Consider the following 16,782-nt stretch of genomic DNA (forward strand, 5'->3'; position numbering starts at 1 on the left):
TGTCGTGACCGGGGTGTGACCTGTCGTATCCATTGTCTGTAAATATCCGTGCAAGATAGCAAGAAAAGAGCAAGTTGGACGCCACTCAGGCGCTATGTCGCCGGGGCGGGGGAGGCAACGGCGGGCGATATCATGGTCTGGATATCGGCGAACACCGTGTCCCATTGTGCCTGCGCCATGTCGATAAAGCCAAGGGTACGCAGCAAAAAAGCACCCTCTGCCGCAAACAGCATCGTGCGCAGCCGCTGCACCTCGTGCGTGGTGGATGTGGCGGCGGGGCTGAACCATCCGGCATACCATTGCCGGATACGGTGCAGGTGGCGGGGCGATTGCAACAGCGTGACCAGCATCCCGGCCATGCGCGCGCGCGTGGCGTCGTCAATCTGGCTGCATACGCGCACATATGCGCGCACACGCGCCATGGGGGAGGCATCGGGACCACCATATTGCGCGGCCTGCATATCGAACGCCGCGATCCAGCGTTCCACAAGGGCGGCGATCAGGTCATCCTTATTGCCGAAACAATATTGCAGCCCGCCCTTGGTAATCCCTGCCTGCCGCGCCACGGCATCCAGCGTCAGGGCCGCCGCCCCCGAACGCTGTACCACCTGTTCGGCGCAGTGCAGCACATTTTCACGGTCGATGGTCTTGGGTCGCGCCATGATGTTCCCTGCCTGCTGTCGCCATCTGCTGTCATCCCCTGCCGTCCGGGGTGTGGTTTCAAGGGGCGTGGTTTCAATCCATATGGATGGAATTAAACCACGCCCCCATGGCTTTCAACCCCCCATGGTTTTCATGCCCCATGGCGTTGGCCGCCCATGGTTTTCACCATCCGTGGTTTTCCCCACCCATGGCTTTCCCCTCTGTGCGGTGGGTATGGTATGACGGATATGCGGTGGCGGATATGGTATGAAGGGCCACGGCATGGGCGCGCGGTCACGTGCAGGTCACGTGCAGGTCACGTGCAGGTCACGTGCAGGTCACGTGCAGGTCACGTGCAGGTCACGTGCAGGACGGGTTTGGGTTGGGATGATTATTCGGGGCTATAACTTCTTTTGCGACATGACGCCGGACATGCAGTATCTGCGCAACCATGACCCGGTGGACGGTTTCATCGAACGCAACATGATCTTTGTCCTGCCCGACTGTCTGCGCCGCTTTCGCAAGAACCTGTACCATGTCCGTCGCAACACGGGGCCAAGCCACGAATATTCCCCCCTGTTTCGCGTCCGCAGCCAGTTGCGGTCCGACCCGGTGCCCGCAGGGTATGACGGGCCGTGCGACGTGTTCCCATTTTACGCCAACGCCACCATGACCCGCACACGGCACAAGGATTATTACGTCCTGTTTATCTTTCGCGACAAGATGTCACGGGCGCGCTTTCGCCAGATCGCGGGGGCATAAGGGCGCGCATCATGCTGCATTGCGGCATCGCCCCTATGCGAAGCGGTTACGGTATGGGATATACAACGCGGCTGCATAAATCGGGCATGGTGGCAACCGGGCATGGCGGTCTGGCACCGCATGCAGGGAGACAGGAGCGTATGAAGGATCGTGTGGCATTCGCCATGGCGTCAAAAGTGATGTGGGCCACGATGATGATGGCCCCCGCGATGTCGGCCATCATGATATCGGCCGCCGGTGCGCCCGCCGCATGGGCCGCCCCAGTGATCGTCACCCCTGCGCGTATCTCCCCTGCTGCCGTGCCCCCGGTTGTTGTCTCTGCCGCCGCCACGACCGGTGCTGCGGCCCCCGTGACCGCGCCCCCCGTGACCGCGCCCCCCGTGACCACGCCGCCTGCATCCGCGTCCCATGTCCCCGGCACGGACCCCGCGCCGGTGTTGCAGAAACTGCCGCCATACCAGAACAAGGTGACGGAATATATCGACCGTTCCTCCATCCGGGTACATGGCAATCATGCCTCTGCCACGTTCATGCAGGATTTCGATGACGAAATGGTCAGCCATGGCCTGCCGTTCGCGTCCGTCCGGTTTTCGGTCATGTATAACTGCGCCGCCAATACGTATCGCACCCTGTCCTATGCCACGTGGTCGGGACATATGGGCAAGGGGCGGAAGCTGGCGGATGGGCCGGTGCCGCGTGGGGAAATGACGGTCGATCCGTCGTTGGAGGACGGGCGACGCATTGCGTGTGGTCGCTGATCCGGTTTACCCACAGTTTCGGGGATAGGCATACGGGTAACCGTGTGGATAAATCCGTCAGTAATGTGGAAAACGATGTGAAAATGCGGCGATCGTGCGCCGTGAAAGTGGGGAAAACACCATGGATAGCAGAATCGTCGCCGCCCTGTCTGATGCGCTTGCCCCGCCGCCGGGTGCTGCGCCGACGGTCGTGCCCACCAATGATGCCGCCCGCCGCGCACAGGCGCGCGCGGTGCTGGAGCGGCTGGAGGCGTCGGGATTTCAGGTCATAATGGCGGACCCCACCGCAACCCAGGCGCGACAGGCGCTGGCGATGATCCGCATGGGGGTGAATGACCTGTTCTCTGGCGAGGACAGCCGACTTAAATATGCATCATTGTTCGTGCTGTTTGTGGTGCTGCTTTTGTTGTATCTGCAACCTCTGGCTGTGCTGTTCGGGTTGCTGGCCATTGGTGTGGTCTTTTTCGTTATGTCATTAACAAGTAAGAAATAAGTATTATTTCGATATGCGTTGGACCTGTTACCTGAACATTTTCAACGAATTCAGTGGGGTATCTTCTAAACCCTGGGTTGTTGTTTTTTAAATTCAGGTTTGATACAGATCAACGTAAGAAACCACCCGTAACATACACTTGGCGCTGCATAATGGATGCAATGCCGCGTCCTCATGGCGGGGGCGGTTTTCTTGCGGGGGGTCCTTTGCCGGGTGCTGGTCATGGACGGCCAGGGGCGGAATCGGATTGATGCTGATGATCGAACGTGCCAAAGGCCGTGAACAGCCAAAGCCGGCACCAGATGCGGCCCTGTTTGATGATCCCGTGCAGTTTGCATCCGATATGCTGAAGACGCTTGGCCCGCAGGCCGTGCAGGTGGCCACCACGCGGGCGGGCTATTTCCTGAGTACAGGTGATTTCCGCCGCGCCATCGCATGGGTGCGCGTGCGGCGTATCCTGCGCGGGTGGCTGGATACCACCCCACGCGCCAGCGGCCTGCATTAAGGGCGTGTCTGAAAAGTCAGTCCCAATAACATCCTGAAATCATAAAGGTTTTTGGTGAAGCTTTTTCCAAAAAGCTTCAGAAGACGCCGCCTTTTTCGATCGAAAGGCAGCACCCGGAAACTTTTCCTGTTTTTTATCAATGCGTTGTTTTCAAACCCTCGATTAGAGGGATATGCGCCCCATTGTCGGGGGCAACGGATCAGGGCGCGCCGTGGCCCAGCAGATGTGTCAGCAATGTAAAGAACCCGCCGCAGACGACGCTGCCCAATGCGATGACCGGCCCAACCCAGATGTCGCGCAGGACCGCGCGCACCTGCCGCATGGCTCGGTGGGTGCGTGCGGGGCGCGCGTTCGCGGTGACGCCACGTGACGATGCGACGCCAGCGGGCGTGGCGCAGGATGTGCGGGGCAGGCAGGAAAGGGACATGGCGTGGCTTCCTGGGGTGGGGTCAGGCACCCCCAAAAACGACTTCGATGTATGAACGGTCGGGCCTGATGCCCCTGCATGCGGCACAAGTCAATGCGCAAAATGCCGCCTGTGACATATTCACAGGTCAGGCCGCGTCACAATGGCGGAAAAACGCCATATCACCAATTCATGGTTTCCAAAGGGTAATACCCTTTGGTGGGGGTTCGGGGGCAACGCCCCTGAATGCTGCATTTATAACAGACGCAGCCTCCGGGCGCTGCCCGGACCCGGCAGGGAGCGCGCTCCCTGCACCCTGATCTGTTTAAGAAGGCATGGTTTCCAAAGGGTAATACCCTTTGGTGGGGGTTCGGGGGCAAAGCCCCTGAATGCCGCATTTATAACAGACGCAGTATCCGGGCGCTGCCCGGACCCGGCAGGGAGCGTGCTCCCTGCACCCTGATCTGTTTTAAGGAGTCACGGTTTCCAAAGGGTAATACCCTTTGGCGGGGTGCAGGGGCGGTGCCCCTGCGTTGTGTCAGGCCGCGTGTGCGGCGTCCTGCGTGGCGGGACGGGTCCAGCGTGCGTGGGCCGCGTGGTTCACCTGCAGGCTGAGCGTAATGACGCCGCTGCGGCCGTTCCACAGTTCGGGGGACAGGCGCGCCATGCCGGTGGTCCAGCGCCATGCGCATTCCGCATCCCGTTCGTCGGGATGGAATGCGGGGGCAAGCAGGGGGTGATCCACGCCGATGGCGACCCCGCCCCCGGTGCGGCTGTCGCCGATCCACGCATCACGCACCTGCACGCCCAGCGCCCGCATGTCGCCCGTTTCGCCCTCAAGGTAAGCGGGACGGAAGGTCGCGCTGTGCAGGGTGACGTTGCGCGCGGTGGCGGGGAAGATGAAGTGCGTCAGGCCACCGGCCATGACGGGGGCAATGCGTTGTCCATCGGCCATCATGTGCAGGTTGGCATCCTGCGTCGGCCGCCATCCCATGTCCTGCGCACGGGCCAGCAGACGTTCGCGCAGTTCGTGGATGACGGGGCCTTCGTCATGGAAGGGCAGGGCGTGCCTGTGGATCAGTCCGGGCGTGCGCTGCGGGTCGAGGCCCTCTGCCCCGATGGCGAATTCATGGCGGTTACCGACATCCATGAAGCTCTCGCTGCCAAGGCCGGACGCCACCAGCACGTCATGACTGTCGAGTTCGACATGCCAGTAACGGACCTCCACCCGGTCATCCTGCGTGATGCTGATGCCATTGAGCAGCGTGCTGGCGGGCACGAACACGTCGGTGCCGTCGCGCAATGTCATGGCGATGGCATGGCCGGGCGACACCGCGACGTCGCGCGTGGGGACGTTGGGGGCGATGGCGTGGGCGCTGATGCGCACGGGCTGTGCGATGTGGCGGCGTGATGCGGGCATGCCCGTGCACAGGATGCGGCGATGGCCAAGCCAGCGGACACGGCGGTGCGCGCCGGATGCGGTGACGACCTCATCCCCCGCGCGCAGATCCTCCACCGCGACTTCGCCACGGGGGGTCAGCAGCAGCGTGCCTTCGGTAAAGCATGGCGTGCTGGGCACCGATGTGGCGGGCGTGAAGCTGTTGCCGTTGCTGGTCGCGGTAATGGTGGAGGGAACATCATTGGACGTCGTATAGGTCGTATTCGTCAGATAGGTATAATAACCGCCGGACTGGTTAGTATCTACGATCTTGCCGTTATCCATGTTGTTTGTTGTCTGTGGCGGGGCGTACAGGATCGTGCCGTCGCTGGTGGAATAGGGCGTCTGCTGCAAGACCGTTGTCACAGTGCCGCCTTCCGGGCTTTGGAGTGTGGCATCGACAAAGCCGGTATTTACGCCGTTGTCATAAATACTGTTCAGTTCCAGCGTCTGGGTGCCGGTCCCGAAACCCGGATCATAGGTGGTTTCGTTTGAACCGCCGGACTCCTGTGTATTTTCGCTGTTCGCTTCAGCAAGTGTCTGAACCTGGAGTGTCGTGCTGCCGTCGCTGTTCTGTGGCAGGGGGGACGATGCGGTTGTGGACGTGTCCGAATTGTCGTTCGTGTCGATAAGGAAAGCCTGGCTACTGGTTTCGTTGCCGTTCTTATCAATCGTCGTTGTATATTTTGTGTTCTTGTAATCAGTATACGTGTTCGCCATTTCTGCGAATTCTCCGGTATCGGGCGGATGGAAAAATAATTCCGCGACGGCTGAAAGGAATTATATCCAGCATTCTTTATGCATCTTTAGGATCTGCGGCTGAATAAATATCCAGGTGGGTCTCTTTGACTTTGACCGTTACATTATGAAATCTATTGTTGCAAATCATATCTGATACCGGTTTCGGAATCCGTGCACAGGCGCAGCATCCGGGCGCTGCCCGGCCCCGGCAGGGAGCGCGCTCCCTGCACCCTGATCTGTTGAAGGAGAGTCATGGTTTCCAAAGGGTAATACCCTTTGGTGGGGGGTCGGGGGCAAAGCCCCTGAATGCCGCATTTATAACAGACGCAGTATCCGGGCTCTGCCCGGACCCGGCAGGGAGCGCGCTCCCTGCACCCTGATCTGTTTTAAGGAGTCACGGTTTCCAAAGGGGGAATACCCTTTGGCGGGGTGCAGGGGCGGTGCCCCTGCGTTGTGTCAGGCCGCGTGTGTGGCGGGACGGGTCCAGCGTGCGTGGGCTGTGTGGTTCACCTGCAGGCTGAGCGTAATGACGCCGCTGCGGCCGTTCCACAGTTCGGGGGACAGGCGCGTCATGCCGGTGGTCCAGCGCCATGCGCATTCCGCATCCCGTTCGTCGGGATGGAATGCGGGGGCAAGCAGGGGGTGATCCACGCCGATGGCGACCCCGCCCCCGGTGCGGCTGTCGCCGATCCACGCATCACGCACCTGCACGCCCAGCGCCCGCATGTCGCCCGTTTCGCCCTCAAGGTAAGCGGGACGGAAGGTCGCGCTGTGCAGGGTGACGTTGCGCGCGGTGGCGGGGAAGATGAAGTGCGTCAGGCCACCGGCCATGACGGGGGCAATGCGTTGTCCATCGGCCATCATGTGCAGGTTGGCATCCTGCGTCGGCCGCCATCCCATGTCCTGCGCACGGGCCAGCAGACGTTCGCGCAGTTCGTGGATGACGGGGCCTTCGTCATGGAAGGGCAGGGCGTGCCTGTGGATCAGTCCGGGCGTGCGCTGCGGGTCGAGGCCCTCTGCCCCGATGGCGAATTCATGGCGGTTACCGACATCCATGAAGCTCTCGCTGCCAAGGCCGGACGCCACCAGCACGTCATGACTGTCGAGTTCGACATGCCAGTAACGGACCTCCACCCGGTCATCCTGCGTGATGCTGATGCCATTGAGCAGCGTGCTGGCGGGCACGAACACGTCGGTGCCGTCGCGCAATGTCATGGCGATGGCATGGCCGGGCGACACCGCGACGTCGCGCGTGGGGACGTTGGGGGCGATGGCATGGGCGCTGATGCGCACGGGCTGTGCGATGTGGCGGCGTGATGCGGGCATGCCCGTGCACAGGATGCGGCGATGGCCAAGCCAGCGGACACGGCGGTGCGCGCCGGATGCGGTCACGACCTCATCCCCCGCGCGCAGATCCTCCACCGCGACTTCGCCACGGGGGGTCAGCAGCAGCGTGCCTTCGGTAAAGCACGGCGTGCTGGGCACCGATGTGGCGGGCGTGAAATCGTTGCCGTTGCTGGTTGTGGTGATGGTGGAGGGTGCGTCCGACATCGGGGTTGCGGCCGTGTTCGTGAAATAGAGGTACGAGCCGTGCGTCCCGCTGGTCTCGGTCTGCGCCACCTGTCCATTGACCGTGTCGTCCATGGTCTGGGGCGGGGCGTACAGGATCGTGCCGTCGCTGGTGGAATACGGCGTCTGTTGCAGCAGGGCGTTTTCCTGCCCGCCGTCGGTCCCCGTGGTCGTCGCCATGACAAAACCGGTATTGGCGCCATTTTCATAAAGGCTGTTGAGCGTCATGGTGCGTGTCCCGTTGGTAAAGCCGGGATCGGGGGTGGTCGGGCCATCCGCGTTGACCGAGGCGATGTTGTCCACGGAAAAGACCAGGTTGCCATTGCCATCAGTCGTGGTGTTCTGGGCCGCGAAGATCTGCGCACTGCTGAGATAGCCGTTGCTGTTGGTCGTCAGCGAATAACTCTTGTTGCTGTAATCAATATAGTTCTGTGCCATTTGCCCAAATTCCTGTGCCGGTGCGGTCTTTCCAGCAACTTCATGACGGAACGGGCATGGAGCAGGAGGCGTGGAACGACCAATGATCGCGGGACCGGATGCGAATCCCAAATTATGTTATAACAGATACAATATGAGACATTATATTACAAAGCATTTGCGCCCTGCGACATTGACATGGCTGTTTTCGCGGTTCCGCCCCAATGCGCGCAGGGGAAGCGGGTGGGGGATTGGCGTGTGCCGTCGGGGTGCGATCCCCCTTGCGGCGGGGGTGGTGATCCATGATAAAGGGGACTGATTACGTCCCCTTGCCCGCCCCATGTCGTGACGGGGCAGGCCATATTCTGCGCAGGAACACGTATGACCCCCATTATGCTGGCCCTGATCGGAACGGGGGCAATTGCCGTTCTGCTGGCCCTGATCGTGATGGGGCGGGTGCATCCGTTCCTGGCGCTGCTGCTGGTGGCGACCGCCGTGGCGTTGTTGACGGGCACGCCGGTCGCCCGCCTGGCCGATGCAATACAGGGCGGGCTGGGCCGGACCATCGGGCATATCGCCATCATCGTGGCGTTGGGTGCGATGATCGGGCGGATGGTGGACCTGTCGGGGGGCGCGCAGGCGGTGGCGCAGGCACTGGTGCGGCGCGCGGGGGCGGCGCATGTGCCGCTGGCGATCGTGGTTGCGGCCTTTGGCGTCGGGATACCGGTGTTTTTCGAAGTGGGCGTCATCATGCTCATGCCCCTTGTCTATGGCATGGCGCGCCAGACCGGGCGTGTGCCCGCCATGTTCGCCGTGCCGATGGCGGTGACGATGTTGACGGTGCATGCGTTGCTGCCGCCACATCCGGGGGCCGTGGCCGTGGGCGGCGCGCTGGGTGTCGGGGCGGGACGGGTGCTGATGCTGGGCCTGCCGCTGGCGGCGTTTTCGGTGGCGCTGACCTATGTGCTGTCCCGCCCGGTCATGGCGCGGCCATTGGGCTGCGCGCCCGATATCCGCGCGATTGTGGAGGAGGCGGGCACCACCACCGATCCCGACCATGGCTCCGCCGCCGATGCGTGCCTGGTTGCCGCCGTGCGCGCGCGGCCGGTCCATCCCGGTGAAATCGCCCTGGTGATCGGTGTGCCGGTCGTGTTGATGATCGCGGGCACGCTGGCGTCGGACATGATGGCGGCGGGGGCCGTGCGCTCTGTCATCGCGTTTGCGGGCATTCCGTATGTCGCGCTGGGTATCGACGTGGTGATGTGTGCGTGGCTGCTGGGGTTGCGGCGTGGCATGGCGCTGGCCACCGTGTCGGACGTGCTGGCGGCGGCATTGCCGTCCACCGCCGGGATTATCCTGATTACCGGCGCGGGCGGCGCATTCGCGCAGGTGCTGGTGCAAAGCGGGGTGGGCGATGCGCTGGGCGGTATGCTGTCGGCGGCGGGGCTGCCGGTGCTGGCGCTGTGTTTCGTCATGACGATGATCCTGCGCGTCGCGCAGGGGCCGACGACGGTGGCGCTGATGGCGACGGCGGGTATTGTCGGGCCGCTGATTACGCGGCTGCATCTGGACCAGACGCACCTTGCGCTGCTGGCGCTGGCGATGGGGGCCGGGGGGATGGCGCTGTCACATGTCAATGACGCAGGGTTCTGGATCGTCACCCGCATGGCGGGGCTGAGTGTGGGGGAAGGGCTGTCAAGCTGGACCGTCATGACCGGTATCGCCGCCCTGACCGCCTTTGCCGGGACGGCGCTGATGTGGATGGCGCTCTAGGCGGCATTGCGCGCAAGGCGGGGCAGGGCGTAGTGCGCCGGGTTATGGCAATATGATGCTGGCCCGTCTTCCTGTGCGGCCACGCAGGCCGGGTCATGTGCCGCATAGCCGCAGTGCGGATATTTTGGAAAACGTAGGGGTTTATGAAGCTTTTTGAAAAAAGCTTCACCAAAAACTTTTATACTTATTCTTTGGAAACCATGACCTCTTAAAGAGATCAGGGTGCAGGGAGCATGCTCCCTGCCGGGTCCGGGCAGCGCCCGGATGCTGCGCCTGTTATAAGTGCGGCCTTCAGGGGCTTCGCCCCCGAACCCCCACCAAAGGGTATTACCCTTTGGAAACCATGACTCCCTTCGAACAGATCAGGGTGCAGGGAGCGTGCTCCCTGCCGGGTCCGGGCAGAGCCCGGATGCTGCGCCTGTTATAAGTGTGCCATTCAGGGGCTTTGCCCCCGAACCCCCACCAAAGGGTATTACCCTTTGGAAACCATGACTCCCCTTAAACAGATCAGGGTGCAGGGAGCACGCTCCCTGCCGGGTCCGGGCAGCGCCCGGATGCTGCGCCTGTTATAAGTGCGGCCTTCAGGGGCATTGCCCCCGAACCCCCACCAAAGGGTATTACCCTTTGGAAACCATGACTCCCTTCGAACAGATCAGGGTGCAGGGAGCGCGCTCCCTGCCGGGTCCGGGCAGCGCCCGGATGCTGCGCCTGTTATAAGTGTGCCATTCAGGGGCTTTGCCCCCGAACCCCCACCAAAGGGTATTACCCTTTGGAAACCATGACTCCCTTCGAACAGATCAGGGTGCAGGGATCGTGCTCCCTGCCGGGTCCGGGCAGCGCCCGGATGCTGCGCCTGTTATAAATGCAGCCTTCAGGCCAAATACGGGATCAGGCTTTCTTTACGAATTCCGATTTCAGGTTCATGGCCCCGATCCCGCCGATTTTGCAGGCGATATTATGCCCGTCCGTCCCATCGACCAGGCGGATGTTGCGGACCTTCGTGCCGCCCTTGATGACGGAGGACGCGCCCTTGACCTTCAGGTCCTTGATGACGGTCACGCTGTCACCATCGGACAGGGGGGTGCCATTGGCGTCGCGCACCACGTTCTGCGCCGCAGCATCCGCATCCGTGTCGGCGGCGGCCTGCGGGTTCCATTCATGGCCGCATTCGGGGCAGATCCACAGGCCACCATCGGGATAGGCATGGGCACAGCCGCATTGCGGGCATTTCGGGTCGGTGTTCATTGTCGTCCTCGTCATCATCAGATGGCCGCAGCCATACCATAAACCCGGCCTTCGCACCGCTTGCCCGCCGGTCGCGGCGGCCATGACGCACATATTTTCCACAATATTATCAAACGTAATACAATTGAAAAAGGAACCATCCCGATGCTTGACCCCAGGCGGCGAAGGCAGGCACCAAGGGGCACGCACCTGGCCCGATCGCGATGGATATTCCACGGCGCAGGTCCAGGGCAGGAAGGAAACGACAGATGTACAAGGCCATGATACTGGCGGCGGTTTTTGGCGCGGCTCTTGCTGGTGTGCCGGGCGGTCCGTGCGCGGCGCAGACGGTGCTGGACGGCAGTGACGCCCATGTCGCAGGCGCGGCAGAGGCAATGAAAAAGGTCGCCGCCACCCTGAAACACCCGAACGATGCACGGTTCCGCCACCTTGCGGCCCATGATGCCGATGGTGCGGGCGTGGTGTGTGGCGAGGTGGCCGAAACCCCGGCCCGGGGCGCCCATTTCGCGCAGTTCGGTTATGTCGTCGGCCATGATGAGCCGATCGTGTTCGCCAACCGTCCCATCCCTGCCGTCATCCCCTTTGCCGAGGTCAATGGCTGGATCAATGACAGCGTCCATCTGGAGGACCTGGAGGAAATGGGATGCGCGCCCAAGGGCAGCTATCACACGTATAACGAGAAGCTGAACACCAAGATGAACCAGCGCAAGCAGTACGGCGTCAACTGACGTGCCGGCGCGTCAGGCGTGGGGTGGGGCATGACGGGCATGGACATCGCGGCCGACAGCATCGGTTTCGTCGGGTCGATCGTGATCGTGGTGCAATATTACCTCAGCCTGCGCGGGCGTATCGACACGACGGGCGTGGCCTATCCCCTGGGTAATCTGTGCGGCAGCCTGATGGTGATGGCCTCGTTATGTGTTCACTTCAACATGCCGTCACTGTGCATCGAAGCCTTCTGGAGCAGCGTTAGCCTGTACGGCGTCATTGCCGCGATGTGGCGTCGGATGCGGCAATAGCGTGCGTGGCCCGGCAGGGTTGTGATTGGCGGCGGCAGCCGGTACAGTCGGCTTTACCGCAAACATGATGCCGGGCCTGCCTGTCGTGGCCATGACAGGCGATGCGCCGGCCCCACCGGACCGGTGGGGGCATGCGTCCCGGCGGGATGGGCATGGCGCGGGCATTGATATGAAAGGACATGACATGGCTGATGTAACCCAACAGATGATAGGTCGTGACGTCATGGCATCCGCAGGTGGCCGCGTCGGGACATTAAGCGCGGTGACAGGCAATGGCATGATCCAGGTGACGGTTGATGGTCCCGCCGAAAGCATGTTCGAAATCCCGGCGGACTGGGTTGCCTCCATTGATGACAAGCGCCTTGTGCTGAATCATACGATCGAGGATGTGCAGTCCTATACCCCCACGCGCTGAGGGTATGGCGCGATGGCGCGGGAGGGTGTGGCGGATGCGCGCGTGGGATGTGGCGCGCTGGTGCGTCGTGGCGATGGGCGCATCGTGCTGGTCTGTCGCCGCCGCCCGCCAGAGGCCGGGCATTGGGGCCTGCCGGGTGGCAAGGTGGAGTGGATGGAAACGGTGGAACACGCCGTCCGGCGCGAAGTGGCGGAGGAAACCGGCCTGGTGGTCCGCCTGTCACGCCTGTTATGTGTCGTGAACCACATCACCCCGGCCACCGCGCGCGAAGATGCGTCGCACTGGGTTGCGCCTGTCTATCTTGCGACCCCGATCACCTCGGCGCGGGCGCTGTTATGTGAACCTGACGCCCTGTCGGCCGTCCGCTGGTTCGCGCTGGATGACCTGCCCACCCCGCTGACACTCGCCACACAGGTCGCCCTGCGCGCACTGGCGGAAACCTGAAAACCATGGTTTCCAAAGGGTAATACCCTTTGGTGGGGGTTTCGGGGGCGAAGCCCCTGAAGGCTGCACTTATAACAGATGCAGCCTCCGGGCTCTGCCCGGACCCGGCAGGGATCACGATCCCTGCACCCTGATCTGTTTAAGAAGTCATGGTTTCCAAAGGGTAATACCCTTTGGTGGGGGTTCGGGGGCAAAGCCCCTGAAGGCTGCACTTATAACAGATGCACCCTCCGGGCGCGGCCCGTCCCTGTCATTCTGTTGGGAGGACGAACGGGGGTGGTTTTGGGCGTGTGGCGTTTTTGCGGGCGCGCACGACGGCGGTGTCGAGTGCGGAGAGGAAGTTGGAGCGGTCCCCGCGGGAGAAGCCGCGTCCCCCCTGCATGATGGCCCCGGTGGAGCGCAGGTCGTCCATCAGGTTCCTGACGGCAAGCGCCATGCCGATTGCGTTTTCATCCAGGATGCGCCCGCGCGGGTCCAGCACGCAGGCGCCCTGTGCCACGCATCGCGCGGCCAGCGGGATATCGGTTGAAATCACGATATCATGGGCGTGGGCATGCCCGGCGATCCAGTCATCGGCGACATCCATGCCCTGTGTCACGACAACCCGTTCAATCAGGGGCGAGGGCGGGATGGCGATCATCCGGTTTGCCACGACAAAAGTATGCACCCCATGGCGCAGCGCCACGCGATAGGTTTCATCGCGCACCGGGCAGGCATCGGCGTCAATAAAGATCCGGGTCATGGTGGCGCTTACCCCGCCGGGGCATGGAAATACACGGTCATTCCCCGTTTTAGGCCGCCTTGCACATGTGTGACAAGGGCAGCCCCCTGCGCAGGGCCGCAGAATGCCCGGCAATAAGATCCATTCTGAATGAATGTTTAAAATGCATATCAAGGTAGCAGGCACGCACAGGGATGTTGCCCCAAGGATTCCCCCATCCCAAAGGTAAAAGACAGCGGCGCGCGCGAAGCGGATGCGATTTCAAATTAACCCATTGATAAGGAAAGGGAATAATTTCACAAAACGCCTGCTTCCCAGAAGTCGATATTTTCGTGAAGCTTTTTCAAAAAGACGGATATTGCAAAATCTCCTTGTGAACGCACGATGTTTCCCCGACAGATTGCCGCCATGCCATGTGGCATCACGCAAAACGGTGTGATAGGGTCCAGACCATAAGAGATGGCTGGAAATATTGGGGAACAGTAACCTGTTGGAATAGGGAAAGTTTTTGAAAGATCCTGATATAGGGACTGTTTAAAAAGTCAGGATTAACAATATCCTTAAATAATATAAGGTTTTTGGTGAAGCTTTTTCCAAAAATCTTCAGAAGACGCCGTCTTTTTGAAAAAAGATGGCACCCAAAAGCTTTTTATGTCCCATCAATGACATGTTTTCCGCCGGTCTCTCATAACCTATCGGTTCCTTACAAGCGGGATGTGGTTTCGTGACGGCTGGTTTTTTTGATAATGCAACCATGGACACGCTGGAGGCCATGCTTCGGGCGCGGAATATGGGGGAACTTGCTGCACGGTTTAACACGGCCATCGGTACGGTGGGTGATTTTTACGCCATCATGGGCACGATGCCCAAATACCGCCCCGGTGGCCTGCGTCCTGCCCTGACAAATTATCCCCGCGCATGGATCAATCATTACCTGCGCAACAATTATGGTCGGGTGGATCCGTTGCTGCAACGCGCATTGCGCAGCATGTCGGGGTTTGAATGGCGGTCATGCGACCCGATTTCCGGGCCTGCGGTTGCGTTGACGCATGATATCTTTGACCTGGGGGTGCGCAATGGCTTTACCGTGCCCATCCATGGCCCGGATGCGTCGATTTTCTATGCCAGCTTTGGACAGCGCCAGATTTCGCCCATGCTGCCGATACGTACGCGCATGGCATTGTCGATGCTGACGTCACAATATCACGAACGTTTCCGGCAACTGACCGCAGCAGTGGGGCCAGCGGATGATGCGCCAGAGATCCTGACGCCACGCGAATGCGAATGCCTGACATGGGTGGCGCATGGCAAGACGTCGGGCGATATCGCCGATATCCTGATGATTAATGAAAACACCGTCAATTTTCACCTGAAGAACGCACAGCGCAAGATGCAATGCCCCAACCGCGTCACCACCGTCATCCGTGCGCTGGCACTGGGCCTTATCAACCTGTAACGGGGTGTTTCCACACAGTCTTTGCCAACCTGCCAGATCGGGAACGCAAATTGGGCCTGCATGTCATGTCCATCAGGGCACGGAATCATTGCCGCTGGATCAGTTCGTTATATACCCACCCTGACGAATGGCTGGGGAGCTGTTTGGGAATGGTCGTCGGGGCGGCATGGGAAAAGTTTTCAGGTAGAGTCCTGTTTTTGAAAAGTCAGGATTAACAATATCCTTAAATAATATAAGGTTTTTTGGTAAATCTTTTTGGAAACAGCTTCAGAAAACTCTACCTTTTTCGATCAAAAAGCAGCATCCAAGAACTTTTCTTAGAGAGTGTTTGAAAACAACTCATTGATAAAAAACAGGAAAAGTTTTTGGGTGCCGCCTTTTTTCAAAAAGGCGGCGTCTTCTGAAGCTTTTTGGAAAAAGCTTCACCAAAAACTTTTATGATTTCAGAATGTTGTCGAGCCTGACTTTTCAAACGGTCTGTGGGGCTAGGGCAGATCCTGTTTGAAGGCGTGCCTTCAAACAGGTGAAGATGCTCGTAAAAACAATAAACCGGAGCATTTTCACCGGACCGGTTTTCGGTGGAAATGCCCTAGGCTTCGGGTGACAGGCGTGTCTGCATGTCGCGTGCGACCCGGCAGGCGGCAAGGTCCCATGCCGCGCATCCCACGGATTTGAAAAATACGGGCCGGGCCGGGTCGCGTGGCGTGTCGAATGCCTGCGCAAGGGCGCGGACATCCCCCCATGGCACACCGGCCTGCAGGATGTCCCCGGCCTCTGACGGGGCGCCGATGGGATCATCCACGTAAATCTGGCTGGCGCGGACGACCTGCGGGGCGATTTCCGCCATGTCCGGGCGATAGGCCCCAACCCCGATCACCAGGCGGCGCGCATCGGCGGGTGTGTCGAAAATGGGCGTGGTGCTGGATGTCGTGGTGATGACGACATCAAATCCGTCCTCTGCCCCGGCCCGTTCGGGACGCAGCATCAGGCGGTCGGTTGCGTGCTGGGTGCAAAAACGCTCCGCCCGGTCGGGGGTGCGGCCACGGATCGCAACCTCGATGGCGGGATGCAGGGCGGCCAATGCCTCCACATGTGCCAGGGCCTGCGTGCCGGTGCCGATCACCAGCACGCGGCGCACATGCCCGTGAACGAAGGTGCGGATCGCCAGCATGCTGATGGCCGAGGTGCGGCGCATCGTGACCGTTGGCCCATCCAGCCCGAACAGGAACCGCCCGTCATGCGCATCCGCGCACGTGACCGTCCCCTGTATGGCCGGCAGGTGCAGCGCCGTGTTCGCGCCAAAGATCGTCAGCAGCTTGGTCGTAATCAGGTCCGCCCCGACGGCGGGCATGCACATCAGCACCCCGCCCCCATCGTGGGTGGGAACGGTGGTGCGTTCGGGGCAGGCGATGGTGCCGCCCGCGTAATCGCGCACGGTGCGCGCCAGCATGTCCACCAGCGCCGGGAATGGCAGCAGCGCCTGTGTCTGCGTCGCGCAGTAATGTTTCATCGGGGGCCTGTTTATTCGTATGGATCGGGACGGATGGTGCCACGATTGCACCGCGTCACACGCCGCGCGTCAAGGGGGCATGGATATGGAGCAGGGGCCGTGCCTTTCCCTGTGCGTTGCCTGTCCTTTTGTGCCTATGTCGCCATGGCTGAAAAGCCTGATCGAAAATGAAGAGAGTTATTTCCGTTACTTGGAAGAGTGTTTGAAAACAACGCGTTGATAAGAAAAAGTTTTTGGGTGCCGCCTTTTTTCAAAAAGGTGGCGTCTTCTGAAGCTTTTTGGAAAAAGCTTCACCAAAAACTTTTATAATTACAGGATGTTATCAGGCCAGACTTTTCAAACAGTCTCTTAAGGAACGCTGATGTTTACAGGGAAGGCCGGATAGGGTGTTTTGCTTTCTCAATCGCGATTTATGGTCATGAGGTTGCGAACAATCTGCCCCCATCCTCATGAGATTCGATCCCAAAA

General features: G+C 60.6%; 17 protein-coding genes. 10 read left to right on the plus strand and 7 right to left on the minus strand.

Annotated elements, in window-relative coordinates; all coding sequences use genetic code 11:
- Window positions 1-92: 92 nt before the first annotated feature.
- The gene (locus tag IFJ82_RS02855; RefSeq protein ID WP_003621705.1) at window positions 93-662 is read right to left on the minus strand and encodes a TetR/AcrR family transcriptional regulator; all 570 of its coding nucleotides are present in this window, start codon (window positions 660-662) and stop codon (window positions 93-95) included.
- A gap of 367 nt (window positions 663-1,029) precedes the next feature.
- Between IFJ82_RS02855 and IFJ82_RS02860 the strand changes: the two genes are divergently transcribed.
- From IFJ82_RS02860 to IFJ82_RS02875, 4 genes are all read left to right on the plus strand, one after another.
- A complete protein-coding gene (locus IFJ82_RS02860) occupies window positions 1,030-1,404 on the plus strand; it encodes a hypothetical protein (RefSeq protein ID WP_192265549.1) in 375 nt (124 codons plus the stop codon).
- A gap of 53 nt (window positions 1,405-1,457) precedes the next feature.
- Complete coding sequence (locus IFJ82_RS15670) at window positions 1,458-2,162, plus strand: surface-adhesin E family protein (RefSeq protein WP_225578753.1); 705 nt, start codon at window positions 1,458-1,460, stop codon at window positions 2,160-2,162.
- 121 nt (window positions 2,163-2,283) lie between these two features.
- Window positions 2,284-2,655 (plus strand): hypothetical protein, encoded by a 372-nt coding sequence (locus tag IFJ82_RS02870; protein WP_064305511.1) that lies wholly within the window; start codon window positions 2,284-2,286, stop codon window positions 2,653-2,655.
- Between the two features lie 256 nt (window positions 2,656-2,911).
- Complete coding sequence (locus IFJ82_RS02875) at window positions 2,912-3,160, plus strand: hypothetical protein (protein WP_139312542.1); 249 nt, start codon at window positions 2,912-2,914, stop codon at window positions 3,158-3,160.
- 199 nt (window positions 3,161-3,359) lie between these two features.
- Here the strand turns inward: IFJ82_RS02875 and IFJ82_RS02880 are convergent, their stop codons facing one another.
- From IFJ82_RS02880 to IFJ82_RS02890, 3 genes are all read right to left on the minus strand, one after another.
- Entirely contained in the window at window positions 3,360-3,587 is a 228-nt protein-coding gene (locus IFJ82_RS02880; protein WP_003621715.1) for a hypothetical protein, read from the minus strand.
- A 517-nt stretch (window positions 3,588-4,104) separates the two neighbouring features.
- Complete coding sequence (locus tag IFJ82_RS02885; RefSeq protein WP_192265550.1) at window positions 4,105-5,724, minus strand: Hint domain-containing protein; 1,620 nt, start codon at window positions 5,722-5,724, stop codon at window positions 4,105-4,107.
- Window positions 5,725-6,201: 477 nt separating this feature from the next.
- On the minus strand, window positions 6,202-7,752 hold the full coding sequence (locus IFJ82_RS02890) for a Hint domain-containing protein (RefSeq protein ID WP_192265552.1): 1,551 nt from the start codon (window positions 7,750-7,752) through the stop codon (window positions 6,202-6,204).
- 360 nt (window positions 7,753-8,112) lie between these two features.
- Here IFJ82_RS02890 and IFJ82_RS02895 point away from each other — a divergent pair, with 360 nt between their 5' ends.
- Complete coding sequence (locus IFJ82_RS02895; RefSeq protein WP_003621720.1) at window positions 8,113-9,504, plus strand: GntP family transporter; 1,392 nt, start codon at window positions 8,113-8,115, stop codon at window positions 9,502-9,504.
- 888 nt (window positions 9,505-10,392) lie between these two features.
- Here the strand turns inward: IFJ82_RS02895 and IFJ82_RS02900 are convergent.
- Window positions 10,393-10,749: a zinc ribbon domain-containing protein YjdM gene (locus tag IFJ82_RS02900; RefSeq protein WP_062810017.1), complete on the minus strand. Its 357-nt coding sequence runs from the start codon at window positions 10,747-10,749 to the stop codon at window positions 10,393-10,395.
- Between the two features lie 248 nt (window positions 10,750-10,997).
- On the opposite strand from IFJ82_RS02900, the gene IFJ82_RS02905 reads away from it, so the two are divergent.
- The 4 genes from IFJ82_RS02905 to IFJ82_RS02920 are packed head-to-tail and all read left to right on the plus strand — an operon-like array spanning window position 10,998 to window position 12,627.
- Complete coding sequence (locus IFJ82_RS02905) at window positions 10,998-11,477, plus strand: hypothetical protein (RefSeq protein WP_052955174.1); 480 nt, start codon at window positions 10,998-11,000, stop codon at window positions 11,475-11,477.
- A 30-nt stretch (window positions 11,478-11,507) separates the two neighbouring features.
- Window positions 11,508-11,768 (plus strand): CBU_0592 family membrane protein, encoded by a 261-nt coding sequence (locus IFJ82_RS02910; protein ID WP_081256634.1) that lies wholly within the window; start codon window positions 11,508-11,510, stop codon window positions 11,766-11,768.
- A gap of 25 nt (window positions 11,769-11,793) precedes the next feature.
- The gene (locus IFJ82_RS15675) at window positions 11,794-12,183 is read left to right on the plus strand and encodes a DUF2171 domain-containing protein (RefSeq protein ID WP_225578754.1); all 390 of its coding nucleotides are present in this window, start codon (window positions 11,794-11,796) and stop codon (window positions 12,181-12,183) included.
- A 12-nt stretch (window positions 12,184-12,195) separates the two neighbouring features.
- On the plus strand, window positions 12,196-12,627 hold the full coding sequence (locus tag IFJ82_RS02920) for an NUDIX domain-containing protein (RefSeq protein WP_048858946.1): 432 nt from the start codon (window positions 12,196-12,198) through the stop codon (window positions 12,625-12,627).
- 250 nt (window positions 12,628-12,877) lie between these two features.
- On the opposite strand, the gene IFJ82_RS02925 is transcribed toward IFJ82_RS02920, so the two are convergent.
- Window positions 12,878-13,369 carry a YaiI/YqxD family protein gene (locus IFJ82_RS02925; RefSeq protein ID WP_003621721.1) on the minus strand — a complete coding sequence of 164 codons (492 nt, stop codon included), beginning with the start codon at window positions 13,367-13,369 and terminating at the stop codon, window positions 12,878-12,880.
- 703 nt (window positions 13,370-14,072) lie between these two features.
- On the opposite strand from IFJ82_RS02925, the gene IFJ82_RS02930 reads away from it, so the two are divergent.
- Complete coding sequence (locus IFJ82_RS02930) at window positions 14,073-14,804, plus strand: autoinducer binding domain-containing protein (RefSeq protein WP_225578755.1); 732 nt, start codon at window positions 14,073-14,075, stop codon at window positions 14,802-14,804.
- 589 nt (window positions 14,805-15,393) lie between these two features.
- On the opposite strand, the gene IFJ82_RS02935 is transcribed toward IFJ82_RS02930, so the two are convergent.
- A complete protein-coding gene (locus tag IFJ82_RS02935) occupies window positions 15,394-16,314 on the minus strand; it encodes a delta(1)-pyrroline-2-carboxylate reductase family protein (RefSeq protein WP_003621722.1) in 921 nt (306 codons plus the stop codon).
- Between the last annotated feature and the right edge of the window lie 468 nt (window positions 16,315-16,782).

Origin of the sequence: Novacetimonas hansenii (assembly GCF_014843995.1) — a bacterium.
GTDB classification, from domain to species: Bacteria; Pseudomonadota; Alphaproteobacteria; order Acetobacterales; family Acetobacteraceae; genus Novacetimonas; species Novacetimonas hansenii.

Coding starts and splice junctions, on each gene's coding strand:
- IFJ82_RS02925 (WP_003621721.1), bottom strand. CDS start 13,369: ATGACCCGGATCTTTATTGACGCCGATGCCTGCCCGGTGCGCGATGAA.
- IFJ82_RS02900 (WP_062810017.1), bottom strand. CDS start 10,749: ATGAACACCGACCCGAAATGCCCGCAATGCGGCTGTGCCCATGCCTAT.
- IFJ82_RS02880 (WP_003621715.1), bottom strand. CDS start 3,587: ATGTCCCTTTCCTGCCTGCCCCGCACATCCTGCGCCACGCCCGCTGGC.
- IFJ82_RS02875 (WP_139312542.1), top strand. CDS start 2,912: ATGATCGAACGTGCCAAAGGCCGTGAACAGCCAAAGCCGGCACCAGAT.
- IFJ82_RS02920 (WP_048858946.1), top strand. CDS start 12,196: ATGGCGCGGGAGGGTGTGGCGGATGCGCGCGTGGGATGTGGCGCGCTG.
- IFJ82_RS02855 (WP_003621705.1), bottom strand. CDS start 662: ATGGCGCGACCCAAGACCATCGACCGTGAAAATGTGCTGCACTGCGCC.
- IFJ82_RS02935 (WP_003621722.1), bottom strand. CDS start 16,314: ATGAAACATTACTGCGCGACGCAGACACAGGCGCTGCTGCCATTCCCG.
- IFJ82_RS02860 (WP_192265549.1), top strand. CDS start 1,030: ATGATTATTCGGGGCTATAACTTCTTTTGCGACATGACGCCGGACATG.
- IFJ82_RS02870 (WP_064305511.1), top strand. CDS start 2,284: ATGGATAGCAGAATCGTCGCCGCCCTGTCTGATGCGCTTGCCCCGCCG.
- IFJ82_RS02885 (WP_192265550.1), bottom strand. CDS start 5,724: ATGGCGAACACGTATACTGATTACAAGAACACAAAATATACAACGACG.
- IFJ82_RS02910 (WP_081256634.1), top strand. CDS start 11,508: ATGACGGGCATGGACATCGCGGCCGACAGCATCGGTTTCGTCGGGTCG.
- IFJ82_RS02895 (WP_003621720.1), top strand. CDS start 8,113: ATGACCCCCATTATGCTGGCCCTGATCGGAACGGGGGCAATTGCCGTT.
- IFJ82_RS02890 (WP_192265552.1), bottom strand. CDS start 7,752: ATGGCACAGAACTATATTGATTACAGCAACAAGAGTTATTCGCTGACG.
- IFJ82_RS15670 (WP_225578753.1), top strand. CDS start 1,458: ATGGGATATACAACGCGGCTGCATAAATCGGGCATGGTGGCAACCGGG.
- IFJ82_RS02905 (WP_052955174.1), top strand. CDS start 10,998: ATGTACAAGGCCATGATACTGGCGGCGGTTTTTGGCGCGGCTCTTGCT.